Source organism: Mesorhizobium sp. M1142, assembly GCF_040318565.1.
Lineage (GTDB): Bacteria > Pseudomonadota > Alphaproteobacteria > Rhizobiales > Rhizobiaceae > Mesorhizobium.
Window position 1 is genome coordinate 154,780 of sequence record NZ_JAMYMK010000007.1, and the last position, 15,682, is coordinate 170,461.

Genomic DNA, 15,682 nt, shown 5'->3' on the forward strand with positions numbered 1-15,682 from the left:
AAGCGTGCCGCCCTTGATCAAGGGCCAGAATGCCTTGTTTGCCGGTTGTTCGTCCGAGGGTGTTTTCAGTACTTCTTCGCCACAACCTTCTTGTGATGGTGGCGGTAGTGGCGGTGGAGGCGGTGATGGCGGTGATGCTTCTTGACGGTGGTGTGCATCGTCGTTGCATTCGCGCTGCTTGCGCCGATGATCGGCATCGAGAGGGCAAGTGCGATTGCAAGTCCAAGGGCGGAGAGAAGAGGCTTGTTCATGACATCGTTTCCTTTTTGCGCAGGCGGAATTTAAGCGTCACCGATTCAGTCGGTGACCCGATCGGTGCGGTTGCGACTATCGCCTTGAAGTTTTCGGCAGTTTTTCCGGCCTGTAGAATTTTGTTTCCGAACCGTGTCTGCCGATGATCCGGCCAGATGTCGGCGCACCGGCATCCGCCATTGATTCCGGCGTCGGTTCACGATGCCGTGACGCTATCTTTGATGCTTGGCAAATCACCGACGAGCGGGCATTCTCCCGATCGTCTCAGGCAACAACATGATTTGATCTAACTCTTTCATCCCACGGAGTTGCCAATGCCCCAAATAGCAAAACGCGAACCTTACTCCGACCTGGCGGCGAGCGCGGTTACGCCTGAACGCAGTGCCGTCCGCACCGCCCGGGAAGCCCGTGGATACAGCATCGAAGAGCTGTCCTTGGCGTGCGGGCTGGCAGCCTATGAGATTGCCGACATCGAAAGCGGCAAGGATGCCGATCCTTCGAAACGTCGGCGTATTGCCTCCGCGCTTCAACTTCCGGAAAGCGCTCTGTTTGACGAAGCCGTGTTGCCTGTCAAAAGGCGATCCGTGTCGTAGCGACGTGTCATGCTTTTATTCCACGAGCTCGCCATGGGTCGCCCTGGCGGGCTTCGTTTTTTCGGCCACGTAGTGGACTTGCCGGCCGCCAGGCGACGCCAGACGGAAATTGCCGGAGATGAGCCTCGAATCCGTTCGCGCCTTTTTCGACGCACACGCGCCCGACATCGACGTTATCGTCACGGAAGCCAGCTCGGCGACAGTGCCTCTGGCCGCCGAAGCGCATGGCGTAGCGCCAGCGCAGATTGCCAAGACGATCTGCTTGCGCGCCGGCGACCAGACGATGCTGATCGTGGCCAGCGGGATCTCCAGGCTGGACAATCGCAAATTCAAGGACCGGTTCGGCGGCAAGGCGCGAATGCTGGATGCCGAACAGGTGCTTGCCGCGACCGGTCATCCCGTCGGCGGGGTGTGCCCATTCGGCCTACCGGCGCCGCTCCCGGTCTACTGCGACATCTCGCTGAGCGCCTTTGACGAGGTCGTCCCGGCGGCAGGCGCGACGAATGCCGCCGTACGGCTCAGCCCGCAACGCCTGGCCGAACTCGTCGACGCCGAGTGGGTGGATGTGTGCCAGTAGCCATTTACCCGGGTCGTGGGATCCGCTGAGCGTTACCGCTACTCGGTCTTCTGTGGCTCTTCTTTCTTGATCGTCTGAGCGTCCGTGGCAGTCGACATATCGGCCTTCTCGACGCTCGCTGTCGTCTGCGTGTCGACCGATGCCTGGACCTTTGAATGCGCGGGGCAATCCGCAGAGGCAACTGATATGGACATGGTCAGTGCCGCGGCTATTGCGAGGAATGTCTTCATGATCATTCTCCTCGTTCGTTCGATGGGCAAAGTTAGCCCGTCTGGCACCGACGGCCAAATCACATTTGTTCACACGCTGGCCCAGTAATTCAAATGGCTGCGCGGATAGCCGCTTGCCGTATCAAAGCCCACTGGCTCCGGCCGGAGGATTTTTGGCGTTAAAGATCTCGCCGCTCAGAGCCAGTCTCAGGTCTTCGGCGCTGAGCTGACCACTTTCGAACAAATCCATCACCCTGCGGCCGAGCACTTCTCTGCCTGGATCGCCGTCAGCGAGGCCTAGTTCACGGCATCGGGCATCAAGTGCCTTGGTCAACATGGTCAGCTCGGCAGGACAGGCAACCCCTTGAAGCGACATTGCATCTCTCCCGGAAGGGCGAAAGCGCGTGGCATCTTCCTAGCGTCCGCTCGCCCTTACAACTGCGAACGACGGCAATTCAAATAAAGCCAACCTTTTTCGAACTCAACATTCAAACGTACCAAAACGCCGCGCGCTCCAATGCGAGGATCCTGCTACAATACGGTATGGCCGTCCGAATAGCGGTTATCCTCGCGCTTCTCTTCGCCTTCGCCTACGGTTTCGCAAAACTCGCGGAACATTATGGCAGAGTTGGCCACAGGCCCCCTCCGTGTGAAGAATTGCCCTATCCTGATTGTCCTGATCAAAAAGCTCTTCCCCGGGAAGAAACTGAGCCTTGAGCGCGCCTGTTCAGGCCAGGCCAGCCATCGGGATTGAATTAGTTCTTTCCAACCGACGGTTGGTGGACGCATTGCAGCTGATGGGCCTAGGGTTCACTACGATCCGCGCGCACCGGGCGTGCCCAAACCCCCGAGTCACCCCTGCCTGATGCAAGGCGCCTGATCGAGTCCCGCCGTTCTGGTATGTGCGGCGGGACCTTTTCTTATTGAAGCTGGAATACGGGCTCACGATAAAGGTTGGCGTACGCAGCAAAGCTTACCTACCTATTACCGCGCGGTTTCTCGGTGGGCTTCTGGCTAGACGCCAGCCTCCGTGCCTCGCGCACGAGTGATGCGTGATGATTCCTCGATGAGATCACGCGCCTGCGTATGTTGCGCTGGCTGCAGTGCGGTTATGTCTGTACAGCCAGTTTGGGGGAAAACTGGCTAAGCCTTTGGATTTTAATGGTCGGAGTGGCCGGATTCGAACCGACGACCCCTTGACCCCCAGTCAAGTGCGCTACCGGGCTGCGCTACACTCCGGACCGGTCGCGATGTATCGTGATAGACCGGCTCCGGTCAACCGAATTCGGTTGCTGTCCTGCCTGAAGCAACAGCAACGGGCATTGCCGGTCGCTGCGCCGCCCGCAGTTGCCACTGGTGGCGGTATTCGAGCGCGATGGCACCCCAGATCAAGCCAAGCAGCAGGTAGACATGTCGCCAGTGGTCGATGTCGATGAAGGTGCCGAGCCCGATATTGCCGATGAAGGCGACGTAGGCGCATAGAAGATAAGGCTGCCACGGCCGGTCGCGCAGCAGAATGCGGAAGCCGGCGGCGATCGTCCAGCACGTCAGCGTCAGGAACGACATGAAGCCGAGCCAGCCGTAATCCATCAGCATCTTCAGCCAGATGTCGTGCGTGTCCTCGCCGAACATCTTGCCGAAGACGAGCGGGCCGATGCCGAACGGATGCTCCAGTGCCATCTGAAAGCCGATCGTGTAGCGGGCGAAGCGGCCGAGGCGGGCGGTGTCGTAGCTTTGTTCAAGCTGTGCGCGGTTCGAGAACATCTCGGCGACGCCCGGCAGTTGCAGGATGACGATCATTGCGATGACCAGCAGTCCGACGGCGGCGATGGTCATGACGACCACGCGCAGCCGGAACTTGCCGCTGGCGCTCTGCAGGAACAAGGCACCGGTTAGCAGGATCGCCGAAACGGCGAACATGCCCCAGGCGCCGCGCGAAAAGGAAAAGAAGATGCCGGCGGTGATGATCAGCAGCGGCACAGCCAATAGAGGCATGCGCGCGACCGAGCCGGTAAGCAGCAGATAGAGCAGGTAGATGCCCGGCAGCACCAGGAACGGCCCGAACACGTTCGGGTCCTGGAAGGCGCCGGCGGCGCGGTCGTATTTGGTGAAGATCTCGGCTCCCGGAAAGGCATGAAAATAGCCGGCTATGCCGACCAGCGAAGTCAGCACCGCCGACACCACATAGGCGACGAAGATCACCCGATAGAGACTGGGCCGGACCGCCGTTACCGAAGCGAAGAAAACCGCGGTTAAGGCCAGGAACAGCGAGACGGCGAGATAGAGCGGCGTGCCGGCGAGGTCCGACATCTGCGTCATCGAGATCATGCCGCCGATGTTCATGATCAACAGCAGCACCAGAAGCGGCACCGCCGCGTGCTGTATGCGCATTCCGAACAAGGGCCACACCACGATCAGCCCGATCATATAGACGTCGTACGGCGCCGGCTCGGCAATGACGAAGCCGGACAGGAAGACGCCGAGGAAAACCGCCCCTGACGCAATCAGTGCGATCAGCTTGGCGTTGACCGCCGCCGCCGGCAATTCATAGGCCGTCGCGCTCAATATGCATTTTCCGTGTTGAGCAGGCGGATCGGCGTCAGGAACAGGATTTTGAGGTCGAACAGGAGCGACCAGTTCTCGATGTAATAGAGGTCGTATTCCGTCCGCATGCGAATCTTCTCGTTGGTGTCCATCTCGCCGCGCCAGCCATTGATCTGCGCCCAGCCGGTTACACCGGGCTTGACCTTGTGACGGGCGAAATAGCCGTCGACCACCTCATTGTAGAGGAGGTTGTGCGACTGCGCGGCAATGGCGTGCGGGCGCGGCCCGACCAGCGACAGCGAACCGAACAGCGAATTGAAGAACTGCGGCAATTCGTCGATCGAGGTCTTGCGGATGAAGCGGCCGACGCGGGTGACGCGTGGATCGTTCTTTGTCACGGTCTGCTTCGCCGTCGGGTCCGCCTTGTCGGTGTACATCGACCGGAACTTATAGACCTCGATGATCTCGTTGTTGAAGCCGTGCCGCTTCTGGTGGAACAGCACCGGCCCCTTGCTGTCGAGTTTGATCGCGATCGCGGTCGCCAGCATCACCGGCGAGAACACGATGATGCCGATGATTGAAAAGACGATGTCGAAGGCGCGCTTGGCGACCGAATCCCAGTCGTTGATCGGCTTGTCGAAGATATCGAGCATCGGCACCGAGCCGATATAGGAATAGGCGCGCGGCCTGAACTGCAGCGCGTTCGAATGCGCCGACAGCCGGATGTCGACCGGCAGCACCCACAGCTTCTTCAATAACTGCAGCACGCGCGATTCGGCGGTCAGCGGCAGTGATACGATCAGCATGTCGATGCGCGCGATGCGGGCAAATTCGATGAGTTCGGAAATTGTGCCGAGCTTGGGATAACCGGCTACAACCGGCGGCGACCGCTTATCGCCGCGGTCGTCGAAGATGCCGCAGATGCGGATGTCGTTGTAGGGCTGCCTTTCGACCGAGCGGATCAGTACTTCCGCCGCCTTGCCGCCACCGACGATAACGGCGCGGCGCTCCATCCGCCCATCGCGCGCCCAGCGCCGGATCAGCTTCGACATCACCAGGCGGAGACCCAGGATCAGCACGAAGCCGACAACAAACCACGTGCCGAAGAGCAGGCGCGAATAGTCTTCCGACATTTTCATGGTGAAGGCGGTGAGCGCCATCAAGGCGAACGTTCCGGCCCAGACCAGCAGGAGCCGGCCAAAATTGGCGATCGGCCGCATTAGCGCGACGATCTGGTAGCAGTCGGTGACGTCGAGCAGAACGACCGCGAGGAACGAGGTGGCGGCGATCGTCAGGGAGTATTGCCAGGCAAGATAGTTGAAAAAGCCGACGTAGTAGAAATAGACGGCAAGACCTGACACCAACAGCAGCGCGAATTCCACCATGCGCAGCACGCCGCTCACCATGATCGGCGACATCGTATCGCGCCGGTATTGCGAGGCGACCTGGCGGGCGACGTCGTTCATGCCGCCGGCCGTGTTGTTCTCGGCAGGGGCGTTGAATTTGCGCACCGCGTCTAGCGAAAAACGGCGCGCGGGGTCGATTTCGTTCATGGGGTGTCCGCAGGTTTCCCTCAGGTGAATAGCAAAAGAGAGCTAAGAAACCCTTGAAACAACAGATGGCTTTGGAGACGCTTTCACCAGGTGCAGCCCGGTGGAACCCGTTGCCCTATTTTTTTTGCGCGGCGAAATAAGCCTTTTCGATTTCAGCGGCCATTACATCGGCGCCGAATCGTGCCTTGAGGTCGGCGATGCCGGGCATCAGGCCCTTGTAGGCGTCGAGATCGGCCAATGCGGCGCTTATCTTGTCGCCAAGTTCGCGCGGGTCGGGCCGGATCAGGGCAGGCGAGCTGGCGTCGAAGATTTCCGGTATGCCGCCGACCGACGTCGCGATGATCGGCTTGCCGGCGGCGAGCGCTTCCAGAACGATATAGGGCATGGCTTCCGCGCGCGATGGAACGACGACCAGCTTGGCCAGCGTGAAGGCCAGCCTGGCCGGCATCGGCGCCAGGAAGCCGACGTCCAGGCCGCGCTGACTCACCTGGGCGCGATAGCGCGGCAGGTCGTCGCCGTCGCCGACCATCAGCGCCTTCAATGGGTGGCCGAGCCGTGTTGCGGCAAGCCCCAGCGCATCGATGAAGATGTCGGGGCCTTTGAGGTCTCGCATCATGCCGATGTAGAGGAGGTCAACCGCATTGTGCTCGGTCCGCACCGGCTCGAACTCTGCGGCGCGCAGGCCGTTGTGGACGAGAGCGTTCGGAATAGGCGGCTCGCCGACCTTCCTGCGATAAGTCCGTCGCTCATAATCGGAAACAAACAGCAGGCAATCGGTGAAGCGAGCCATGAAGCGCTCGAGCGCGAAGAACAGCTTCCCCATGGCGGTGGTCTCGTCATAGTGAAGCGAGCCGCCATGCGGCGAATAAAGGCGGGCTACGCGAGACCTGGATACCCGCAACAATGAGCCGAACAGACGGGCATAGGCGCCACCTTTGGCGCCATGCCCGTGCAGCACGTCCGGCCGCAATTCTTTTATGATCCTATAGGTGCGCCGGGCCGAGGCGAGATCGCCTGGCCCGACATGCCGCTGCATCGGCGTGCGGTGAATGCCGAGCGCCAGGCTGCCCTTCATCTGTTCGAACAGCCGTTCCTCGAAATCGCCGCCCGTCGTCGAATCGCAGACGATGCCGACGGCATGGCCGGCGGCGACCTGAGCCTCGGTCAGGTCACGCACATGCCGGAAGATGCCTCCGACCGGTGAGCGAAAGCAGTGGACGATCCTGAGTGTGTCCGCCACTTGGTCAGCACATCAAAACAGGCGTTCGCGAACATAGACTGTATCGCCGGGCAGTAGCGGGTCGGAGGTCACCACGCGTCCGGTTATCACCTTGCCGTTGATGTCGCGGGTAATGTCGACGCTTTCCTGGTTGGCGCGTGGCGTGAACCCGCCGGCGATGGCGACGGCCTTCTGCACTGTCAGGCCCGGAACATAGGAATACTGGCCCGCCGCACCCACTTCACCCATGACGAAGATCGGTCGATAGCGATCGATTTCGACCGAAATGTCAGGATCCCGCAAATAGCCCTGGCGCAGTTTCTCGGCGATCTCGCCCTCGAGCTGCTGGGCGGTGTGGCCGCGCGCCGGCACGTTGCCGACGAGCGGCAGCGAGAGATAGCCGGATTGGTCGACACTGTAGGTGTTGGTCAATCCTTCCTGCTCGAACACTGTGACGCGGACGCGGTCGCCGGCGCCGAGGCGATAGGGCTGGTCAAGAACTTCATGGAATGCGGCCGGCGTCGGCCGGTAGCTGGAGCAGCCCGAAAGCATCGATACGGCAAGCAGCGCGCGGAAAAGGGGAGCAGTGCTTTTCATGAGCGGACACGTACCTTTGAATAGCCGGCGACTCTGCGGCAAACCTTAACGATCGAGCTCGGTTATCATCCTGTTAGGGTTAATGGCCGGTAAAGGCGCACGGCCGATACGGGCCGGATCGACAAATGCAGATCGTTTTCAGCCTCTTGTTTGCGGCTTGTTAGTAGAGCCTAACAGGCTCTTACCGCGATATTAACGGCTGAGTTACCATAGTTGTTTACGGTGCATGCTGACTCAGTACCGGAGCAGGGATGCATGTCCGTTCAATCCGCGGCCGCAGATGTCGACATCGATCTCAGGCAGCTTTTCGCCAGCCTGGCGCGAAACTGGTTGCGCATCCTTGTCGTCGCGCTGGTTGTAACCGGCCTGGCCTTTGCGCTCGCCTGGCTTGCAACGCCCGAATACAAGGCGGCAGCCAAGCTGGAGATCGGGCCTCGAGAATCGGAGTTCACGCGGCCAGCCGGGGCCAACGGCAACGAACGGTCGATTCCCGACGAAGAGGCTGTGGCCACCGAGGTCCAGATCATCTCGTCCCCCGACATCCTCAAACAGGTGGCGGCGAAGCTCAACCTGGCGAAGTTGCCCGAATTCGACGAGGCGCTGAAGATGTCGGCGCTGAGCCGCACCCTCGTCCTCGTTGGCTTGAAAAGCGATCCCTTCGAGATCCCGCTGGAAGAGCGCGTGCTGGACGCAATGCATGAGAAGCTCAACGTCTATGGCGTCGAAAAAACCCGTGCGATAGCAATCGAGTTCTCGTCGGAGGATCCACAGCTTGCCGCCGCGATCCCAAACGCCATTGCAAACGCCTATATCGCATCCAAGGGCAACGCCAAGCTCGAATCGAATTCCGCTGCCACCGACTTTCTGGCGCCGGAAATCGCGGATCTGCAGAATCGGGTGAAGGAGGCGGAAGCCAAGGTTGCCGCATTCCGTGCCCAGTCCGATCTTTTGATGGGTGGCAACAATTCGGTCCTTGCCACCCAGCAGCTGTCCGAATTGTCGAGCGAATTGTCACGGGTGCGCGCCAACCGCGCTTCAGCGGAAGCGACCGCCGACAGCGTGCGCAGGGCATTGCGCAGTGGCGGCTCACTGGATGCCGTTCCGGAGGTGTTGTCGTCCGAACTGATCCAGCGCCTGCGCGAGCGCCAAGTCGAACTCAAGAACAACATCGCCGACCTTTCCACCACCTTGCTCGACAACCATCCGCGCATCCGGGCGCTGAGGTCGCAACTCGCCGATCTCGACCGCCAGATCCGCAACGAAGCGGAAAAGATCATGAAGGGTCTGATGGCGCAGGCCGAGACGGCAATGGCGCGCGAGGCTCAACTCTTAGCCGACGTCAACACGCTGAAGGCGGCGTCCGCCCGCGCCGGCGAAGAGCAGGTGGAACTCGATGCGCTGCAGCGCGATGCCGCGACCAAGCGCCAGCAACTCGATCTCTACTCGTCCAGCTATCTCCAGGCGGCCGCACGCAAGGATCGCAACTACCTACCTGTTGACGCTCGCCTATTTTCGGAGGCCCGGGCGCCGACCGAACCCTATTTCCCCAAGATTGGTCCGATTGTCGGCGCGGCCTTTGTCGGCTCGTTGCTCATCATGGCGATCGTCACGTTGCTGCAGGAACTGTTTTCCGGCCGTGCCATGCGTCCGGCCGCCGGTGCCCATTTCGAACACATCGAGCAGGTTGCGATGCCGGCTGTCCAGGCCGAACGCGCATTGGCCGAGCCCGACCCGCCGGTTGCGCGGTCCGAACCGGCAGTCGCCGAGATCGATGAGACCGACGACGACAGTATCATTGAAACCAAAGTGGAGCCGGAACCCGTCGCGGTGGCGGAAGCGGCTGCCGAGAAAATCGAACCGGAGTACTCTGAAATGGCCGCTGGAGACATTGAACCGGCACGTTCTATCCTCGGCGAGATCGACATCGACAAGGCCGCGGAAAAACTGATCGCCACCGGTGCAGCCCGGGCCATATTCGTGTCACCGGAAGGCGACGAGGCGGCTGCCTCGGCGGTGCTGGTGGCGCGCGCAGTCTCCGACGCTGGGCTACGCGTGCTGCTGCTTGATCTCACCGCTTCGGGTGCTGCCTCGCGGCCGATGCTGGACAGCGGGCTGTTTCCGGGCATCACCGATCTGCTCGCCTCGCAAGCGCAGTTCACCGATGTGATCCACCCCGATCTCTATTCGGATTGCCACGTGATTCCCGTCGGCACAGCCGATCCGGTCCGTGCCATGCGCGCCGCCGACCGGCTGCCGATCATCATGCAGTCGCTAACCACGGCCTATGATCTGGTTGTGGTCGAATGCGGGCCGGCCGACGCGCAAGGCATCAGCCGCCTGGTGGGCGAGGGCACCGAGGTGCTGCTCTCCATGCTGGAGCCGGACGACCAGGTGACGCAAGCCGCAGTCGCGCTCATCGAGAGCGGTTATCCCGACCTAACGCTGGTCACGCCAATCGGCCATGTGGCGCCGGGGCCAATGCCGGGACGGCGCTCGGCGGCCTGAGGCATTTTTCTCAAATCGAAATCAGCTGTCGTCTTCGCCTGCGGCCGGTGCTGTCTGGCCCACGGCCTTGCGGCGCAGCAGCTTGGTCAGCTTCCAGACCATTGGGCTGTGCTTGATGAATGCTTTCAGGCTTGCGCCGTGCCTGAGCGCAAGCGCCAGCGCGCGACCTTTCAGCGTCAGCGGAACCAGCGCCTCGAAATGTTGCGTTTCGACATCGCACCACAATCGCTTGTAGGGTTCGTCACCGACCGAGAAATCATAGATTTCAAAACCCGCCTCGCAGGCTTCCTGGATGTTCTCGAAGAACAGGAAGTCGCCGGGGCTGGTGTGTGCGAGTTCGTCCTCGGCGATCGCCCCGAATTCGCAGATCAGCCGCTTGCCCGAGCGGCTCGATCCGGTGACCGCACGAAGCTTGCCGGCGACTTCCAGCCCATGCAGCACGAAGGACGGATCTTCCTCTTGGAGCGCGTCGGTAAACAGCGAGCGAAAAAAAGCACGCACCTCCGCTTCACCGAAAACATTGGCGATGCCCATCTTGCGGAAGCGAAATTCCTTCATCTCGAAAAAGGCGTCGAGCAGCCTGTTCACCTCGTCCGCAGTCCTCGCCTCGATGCGGCAATGGCTGCCGACGGCCCCGAATTTGCGCGCCTGCGAGCGATGCTTCTTGCGCCTGCGCTTGCCGCTCACGCGGGTGAGCAATGCATCAAACCCTCCTACAAGACCGGCGGCCAGAGACAGATTGGGGCTCGAAAAATGCGGCAAGGCGGAGAGCGGGTTGGCAACGCCGTCGAGATCGGGCAGCAGCCGCTCTAGCGCAACAAGATCGATATCACGCCGCACCTTGGCAATCGCAGCCAGCATAGCGCGGATCGCCGCGTTATCGGCATTCGCCAGCCATTGCGGGTCGGCGGCGGCAAAATTGCCGTTGGCATGGCGGCCGCCCATGAACCGGGCGACGCGGAACGCTCCACTGCGAGTGACCTCCAGCGCCAGTGAGAAAACCGGCCTGTTGTCGGCGCGCAGCGTCGCAACGACAACGTCGGCGCCGGTATGTGCGGCCCAGTTCAGGATCCAGCCTGCGCTCTGCGCCGGGGCAAAAAGCGCCGAACGGCAGAATTCGGCGTACGCCGCCAGCGCCGCCCTATCGGCAACCGAGATCGACAAGCCGGCTTTGCCGGCCGGCGAGGTATACGGCGACGCCTCGCTGCTTGCCAGCCGATTGCCGTCAAATGACGCGGTGGCGTCAACCATACCTCAATCCTTAGGGCGTATTCGTCGCGATTGGGGGTCCGCGCAGGCGCATTCCATGCTTGATGAGCTTAGGCGCAAAAGGTGAATGAATGATCGACGGGGGCGAGGCAATTCGCAAACTGGCGCTCAATCTCGCCCGCTATTCCGGTCTCGCGCCGCTGGCCAAGCCGTTTATCGGCGGCCTTGGCGTCATCCTGATGCTGCATCGGGTCACCGCGACGCCGGAAAAGCCGAACGGCGTCAACCGCCACTTGAACATCGCGCCTGGGTTCCTCGATATCGTGATCGCCGACATGAAGGCGAACGGCTACAGGTTCGTCACGCTGGACGAGGCGATCGAGCGCATCAGGGCCGGCGACAAGGACGGCCAGTTCGCGACGATCACCGCCGACGACGCCTATCGAGACAACATGACCGAGGCGCTGCCGGTGCTGGAGAAGCACGGCGCGCCGATCACCATCTACGTCGCGCCGGGACTGATCGACGGCGCTGCCGATCTGTGGTGGGACGTGGTTGAGGATATCGTCAATGCGCGCGATCGCCTGACGCTGACGACGCCGGACGGCCCGGTGACGATCGACTGCTCGAACCTGGGAAAAAAGGTCCAGGCCAATGCGCGCCTGCACGGGTATCTGACGCTGAAGGTGCGCGAGCGTGACCAGCGTGCGGTGTTGCGCGATCTGGCGCGCTCGAACGGCATCGAGTTGGGCGGTCCGCGTCCGAGCACGCTGATGAGCTGGGACGAGATCCGCACCATGGCCGGGCACCCGCTGGTGACGATCGGCGCGCATAGCGTCAATCATTGCAATCTGAAGCGGCTTTCCGAGAGCGACGCGCGGCATGAGATCGGCGACGTCAAGCGCATATTGCAGGCCAAACTCGGCGAGGAGCCCCGCCATTTCGCCTATCCCTACGGTCATGCCAGCGCAGTCGGCCGCCGCGAAGTGGGCCTTGTCCGCGATGCCGGCTATGCGTCGGCGGTGACGACCCGCCACGGCGTACTGCGCGCCGAGCATGCCGGGTTCCTGCATGCCCTGCCGCGCATTTCAGTCAACGGCCGCTATCAGAGCATCGCCCACATCCGAACCATGTTGTCGGGCGTGACGACGCCGCTGGCCAATGCTGGCAAGACGGTGGTGACGATTTAACTGTTGCCTCGGCCCTTCGGCCGCGGCTCGAGGATCAGCCACTTGATGATGCCCATCGCCGGCAGCACCCACAAAAGCCCGCTCAGCAGGAAGAAGATGAAGTGCGCCAGCGGCCCGGACTGCGACAGTTGGGCGACCGCGACGATCGAGGCGACCAGCGCATAGACGACGACCAGCACTACCAGCAGGAAGCTTCCGATCAGCTTTTTCAGGCGAATGGGCATGGCGCGATCTCGTTGATCGCTATCGCTTAGGCCGAACGGCGAATGCGCGCAACCCGCCAGAAACGGCGCGACGGCGTGCCGCGTCGCCCGGCCTTGCAAGCCGGGTTGCGATGGTTCACCAATCCGCGACTTCAACTGCCGGGACAAACCCATGGCTGCTGCCATATCCGACGACGCGCCCTTCGCCGCCCGCGATCGAGACCTTCGCAATCGTGCACTGGTGCGCGGTTGGCTCTATGTCGTGCTGCTCGTGCTGTTTGCGCTGGTGGTGGTCGGCGGCGCTACGAGGCTCACCGATTCCGGCCTGTCGATCACCGAATGGCAGCCGATTCACGGCGTCATCCCGCCGCTCAACGATTCCGAGTGGCAGGAGGAGTTCCTGCGCTACCAGCAGATCCCGCAATATGCCGAACTCAACAAGGGCATGAGCATCGAGGCGTTCAAGTCGATCTTCTGGTGGGAATGGGTGCATCGTATCCTGGCACGTAGTGTCGGCGTGGTCTTCGCCCTGCCGCTGCTGTTCTTCTGGGTGACGCGCTGCATTGAGCGGGGCCTCGGCACGAGATTGTCGGGCATCCTCCTGCTCGGCGGGCTGCAGGGCGCGATAGGCTGGTGGATGGTGGCATCCGGCCTGGTTGACCGGGTTTCGGTCAGCCAATACCGGCTGGCGACGCATCTGACGCTGGCGGCGCTGATCTTCACGGCGACCATGGTTGTCGCGCGTGGGCTGGCGCCGCACTCGGAACCTGCCGCCGACCGCTCGACGCAACGTCTGGCCGGCTTTCTGGTGCTGCTGGCGCTCGTCCAGATCTATCTCGGCGGGCTGGTCGCGGGGCTTGACGCCGGCTTGAGCTACAACACCTGGCCGCTGATGGACGGCAAGCTGGTCCCTGGCGACCTGCTGCTGCTCGAGCCGGCGTGGCGCAATTTCTTCGAAAATCCGAAGACAGTGCAGTTCGTGCACCGGATCGGCGCCTACACGATCTTCGCGGTCGCGCTCTGGCACATGATTGCGACACGCCGGCGTCTGCCGGGCACGACGCATGCCCGACGCGCGACGCTGCTGTTCCTGATTGTCGTGGTGCAGGCATCGATCGGCATCGGCACCCTATTGATGCAGGTGCCGCTGCACATGGCCCTGACGCATCAGGCATTCGCGCTGGTTCTGCTGGGCTTCGCCGCCGCGCATTGGCGCGGTACCAAGGGCGCTTACCCGCTGCCCCACGAGATCGCTCTCAGAGGCTGAGCCGCACCCGCCGGATTGCCGCGGCAATCGCCAGCTCGCGGTTTTCGTCGACCGCATTGCGATCTTCATGGTGCCATGCAGCCGACAGGCAGCCATAGGCAACGGCGTGGTCCAGTACGGCAGGCCCCGTCTGGCCGAGCGTAGCGCCAAAGACTTGCGCCATATGGGCGATCCGCCTCGGATCGAGGCAAAGATCATCTCGGTCGAGTGGGTTGTAGAACATGTTGGCGGCGTCGAAACCCGGGTCGCCGAGGACGCCCTTCGGATCGATCGCCAGCCAGCCGCGTGGACCGTGCATGATGTTGTCGTGATGCACGTCGCCATGCAGCGGCCGTACGTCGTGCGGATTGGACAACAGCCGTTCCGCGATTTCGGCAGCTTCGACATACAGGCTCTTTTCGCCGCCGGCGCGATCGGCCTTCGCCTTTTTGAACAGGCTGGAAAACCGTCTCCGCAACGGCTGAAGGTCCGGCGGGGCGGCGTGCTTCGACGGCGAGACCAGTCTTGCCATCACCTCGGCCGCGATGGCGGTGGCGGCATTGTCGTCCTGATCCGCAATGATCTGTGACAGCGAGATTTCGCCGGCGTATTCGAGCAGCATGCAGTGGCCGTCGCGGCCGAGCAGCCGCACCGCGCCTTCGCCGCGTCGCCAGGCGAGGAAATGCTCGCCACGCAACTCGTCCTCCACATCGTCGAAAGGCTTTAGATCCTTGACGATTGCCGGTGAGCCGTCCTCGCGAACAACTTTCCAGATGCGGCTACTGAACGTTTCGGTAATGAGCTCCGGCGCGCCGACCTTCCAGCGCTTTGGAAATCTCGGCGCATCCATTCAAAGGCCGAGCATCAGATCCATGTTCTGCACAGCGGCGCCCGAGGCGCCCTTGCCGAGATTGTCGTAGACGGCAATCAGCAGCGCCTGCGCCCTGTTATCGTTGGCAAAGACATAGAGCTTCATCCGGTTGGTGCCGTTGTAGATCTCCGGATCGATGTCGGGCATGCGTTCCTGATGCAGATACGGCGCCACCTCGACCACGCCGCCACCGATGGAAGCGAAATGATCGGCGATTGCCGCATGAAGCTCCGCGCCGGTCGGCACATGGTCGAGGCCGCCGAGTTGCAGCGGCACCACGGTGATCATGCCTTGCGCGAAATTGCCGACTGCCGGCTGCATGATCGGATCGTGCGAAAGCTTGGCATAGGTCCTGAGCTCAGGCACGTGCTTGTGCTGCAGCGTCAGCCCGTAGGGCAGGAATTCCGGCGCATCCTCGCCCTTGGCGACATAATCCTCGATCATCGGCCGGCCGCCGCCGGAATAGCCGGAAATGCCGTTGACAGTGACCGGAAAATCGACTGGCAACAGCCCCGCCGCAACCAGCGGCCGCAGCGTCGCGATCGGTCCTTGCGGCCAGCAGCCCGGATTGGCGACGCGCTTCGCCGAAGCGATCTTCTTCGCCTGGTCCTTGTCCATTTCGGCGAAACCATATTCCCAGCCCTCGGCGACGCGATGCGCCGTCGAGGCGTCGATCACCTTGGTGGTGTCATTGGCGATCAGCGAAACGCTTTCCTTAGCGGCCGCGTCCGGGAGGCAGAGGATCGCAACATCGGCGGCATTGAGGAACTCGGCGCGCGCTGCCGTTTCCTTGCGGCGTTCGGCCGGGATGGAGATGATTTCCAGGTCGCCGCGCTCGGCAAGCAGCGCCCTTATCTGCAAACCGGTGGTGCCGTGCTCGCCGTCGATGAAGATTTTCGGTTTCATTGCCTGCC

General features: G+C 62.0%; 16 protein-coding genes and 1 tRNA gene. 5 read left to right on the forward strand and 12 right to left on the reverse strand.

Annotation, left to right across the window (positions count from 1 at the left end; genetic code table 11):
* Positions 1-65: 65 nt before the first annotated feature.
* Positions 66-251 (reverse strand): hypothetical protein, encoded by a 186-nt coding sequence (locus NKH42_RS14125; RefSeq protein ID WP_352506494.1) that lies wholly within the window; start codon positions 249-251, stop codon positions 66-68.
* Positions 252-566: 315 nt separating this feature from the next.
* On the opposite strand from NKH42_RS14125, the gene NKH42_RS14130 reads away from it, so the two are divergent.
* Both NKH42_RS14130 and NKH42_RS14135 read left to right on the forward strand, forming a co-directional pair.
* Positions 567-845 (forward strand): helix-turn-helix domain-containing protein, encoded by a 279-nt coding sequence (locus NKH42_RS14130; protein WP_352506493.1) that lies wholly within the window; start codon positions 567-569, stop codon positions 843-845.
* Between the two features lie 118 nt (positions 846-963).
* On the forward strand, positions 964-1,422 hold the full coding sequence (locus tag NKH42_RS14135) for a YbaK/EbsC family protein (RefSeq protein ID WP_352506492.1): 459 nt from the start codon (positions 964-966) through the stop codon (positions 1,420-1,422).
* A 38-nt stretch (positions 1,423-1,460) separates the two neighbouring features.
* Here the strand turns inward: NKH42_RS14135 and NKH42_RS14140 are convergent, their stop codons facing one another.
* From NKH42_RS14140 to NKH42_RS14170, 7 genes are all read right to left on the reverse strand, one after another.
* Positions 1,461-1,652, reverse strand: coding sequence for a hypothetical protein (locus NKH42_RS14140; protein WP_352506491.1), 192 nt, complete (start codon positions 1,650-1,652; stop codon positions 1,461-1,463).
* Positions 1,653-1,773: 121 nt separating this feature from the next.
* Complete coding sequence (locus NKH42_RS14145; protein ID WP_254817574.1) at positions 1,774-1,968, reverse strand: hypothetical protein; 195 nt, start codon at positions 1,966-1,968, stop codon at positions 1,774-1,776.
* 825 nt (positions 1,969-2,793) lie between these two features.
* A tRNA-Pro gene (locus NKH42_RS14150) sits at positions 2,794-2,870 on the reverse strand.
* Between the two features lie 36 nt (positions 2,871-2,906).
* On the reverse strand, positions 2,907-4,196 hold the full coding sequence (locus tag NKH42_RS14155; RefSeq protein WP_352751603.1) for an O-antigen ligase family protein: 1,290 nt from the start codon (positions 4,194-4,196) through the stop codon (positions 2,907-2,909).
* Positions 4,193-5,728 (reverse strand): undecaprenyl-phosphate glucose phosphotransferase, encoded by a 1,536-nt coding sequence (locus NKH42_RS14160; RefSeq protein ID WP_352477292.1) that lies wholly within the window; start codon positions 5,726-5,728, stop codon positions 4,193-4,195. Before NKH42_RS14160 ends, NKH42_RS14155 begins: the two co-directional genes overlap by 4 nt.
* A gap of 115 nt (positions 5,729-5,843) precedes the next feature.
* Positions 5,844-6,968 carry a glycosyltransferase family 4 protein gene (locus NKH42_RS14165; RefSeq protein WP_352506488.1) on the reverse strand — a complete coding sequence of 375 codons (1,125 nt, stop codon included), beginning with the start codon at positions 6,966-6,968 and terminating at the stop codon, positions 5,844-5,846.
* 12 nt (positions 6,969-6,980) lie between these two features.
* Positions 6,981-7,544, reverse strand: coding sequence for a polysaccharide biosynthesis/export family protein (locus NKH42_RS14170; protein WP_352506487.1), 564 nt, complete (start codon positions 7,542-7,544; stop codon positions 6,981-6,983).
* 255 nt (positions 7,545-7,799) lie between these two features.
* On the opposite strand from NKH42_RS14170, the gene NKH42_RS14175 reads away from it, so the two are divergent.
* On the forward strand, positions 7,800-10,049 hold the full coding sequence (locus NKH42_RS14175) for a GumC family protein (protein WP_352751601.1): 2,250 nt from the start codon (positions 7,800-7,802) through the stop codon (positions 10,047-10,049).
* Between the two features lie 21 nt (positions 10,050-10,070).
* Here the strand turns inward: NKH42_RS14175 and NKH42_RS14180 are convergent, their stop codons facing one another.
* A complete protein-coding gene (locus NKH42_RS14180) occupies positions 10,071-11,300 on the reverse strand; it encodes a GNAT family N-acetyltransferase (protein WP_352751599.1) in 1,230 nt (409 codons plus the stop codon).
* Positions 11,301-11,389: 89 nt separating this feature from the next.
* Between NKH42_RS14180 and NKH42_RS14185 the strand changes: the two genes are divergently transcribed.
* Positions 11,390-12,448: a polysaccharide deacetylase family protein gene (locus NKH42_RS14185; RefSeq protein ID WP_352703112.1), complete on the forward strand. Its 1,059-nt coding sequence runs from the start codon at positions 11,390-11,392 to the stop codon at positions 12,446-12,448.
* Here NKH42_RS14185 and NKH42_RS14190 read toward each other — a convergent pair.
* On the reverse strand, positions 12,445-12,672 hold the full coding sequence (locus NKH42_RS14190; protein ID WP_254817582.1) for a DUF2842 domain-containing protein: 228 nt from the start codon (positions 12,670-12,672) through the stop codon (positions 12,445-12,447). The two genes, NKH42_RS14185 and NKH42_RS14190, sit on opposite strands and share 4 nt — an antisense overlap.
* Positions 12,673-12,823: 151 nt before the next feature.
* Here NKH42_RS14190 and NKH42_RS14195 point away from each other — a divergent pair, with 151 nt between their 5' ends.
* On the forward strand, positions 12,824-13,918 hold the full coding sequence (locus NKH42_RS14195; RefSeq protein WP_352703110.1) for a COX15/CtaA family protein: 1,095 nt from the start codon (positions 12,824-12,826) through the stop codon (positions 13,916-13,918).
* On the opposite strand, the gene NKH42_RS14200 is transcribed toward NKH42_RS14195, so the two are convergent.
* Positions 13,908-14,747: an aminoglycoside phosphotransferase family protein gene (locus tag NKH42_RS14200; protein WP_352703108.1), complete on the reverse strand. Its 840-nt coding sequence runs from the start codon at positions 14,745-14,747 to the stop codon at positions 13,908-13,910. The genes NKH42_RS14195 and NKH42_RS14200 overlap by 11 nt on opposite strands.
* Entirely contained in the window at positions 14,748-15,674 is a 927-nt protein-coding gene (gene argC / locus NKH42_RS14205) for an N-acetyl-gamma-glutamyl-phosphate reductase (protein WP_352703106.1), read from the reverse strand.
* Between the last annotated feature and the right edge of the window lie 8 nt (positions 15,675-15,682).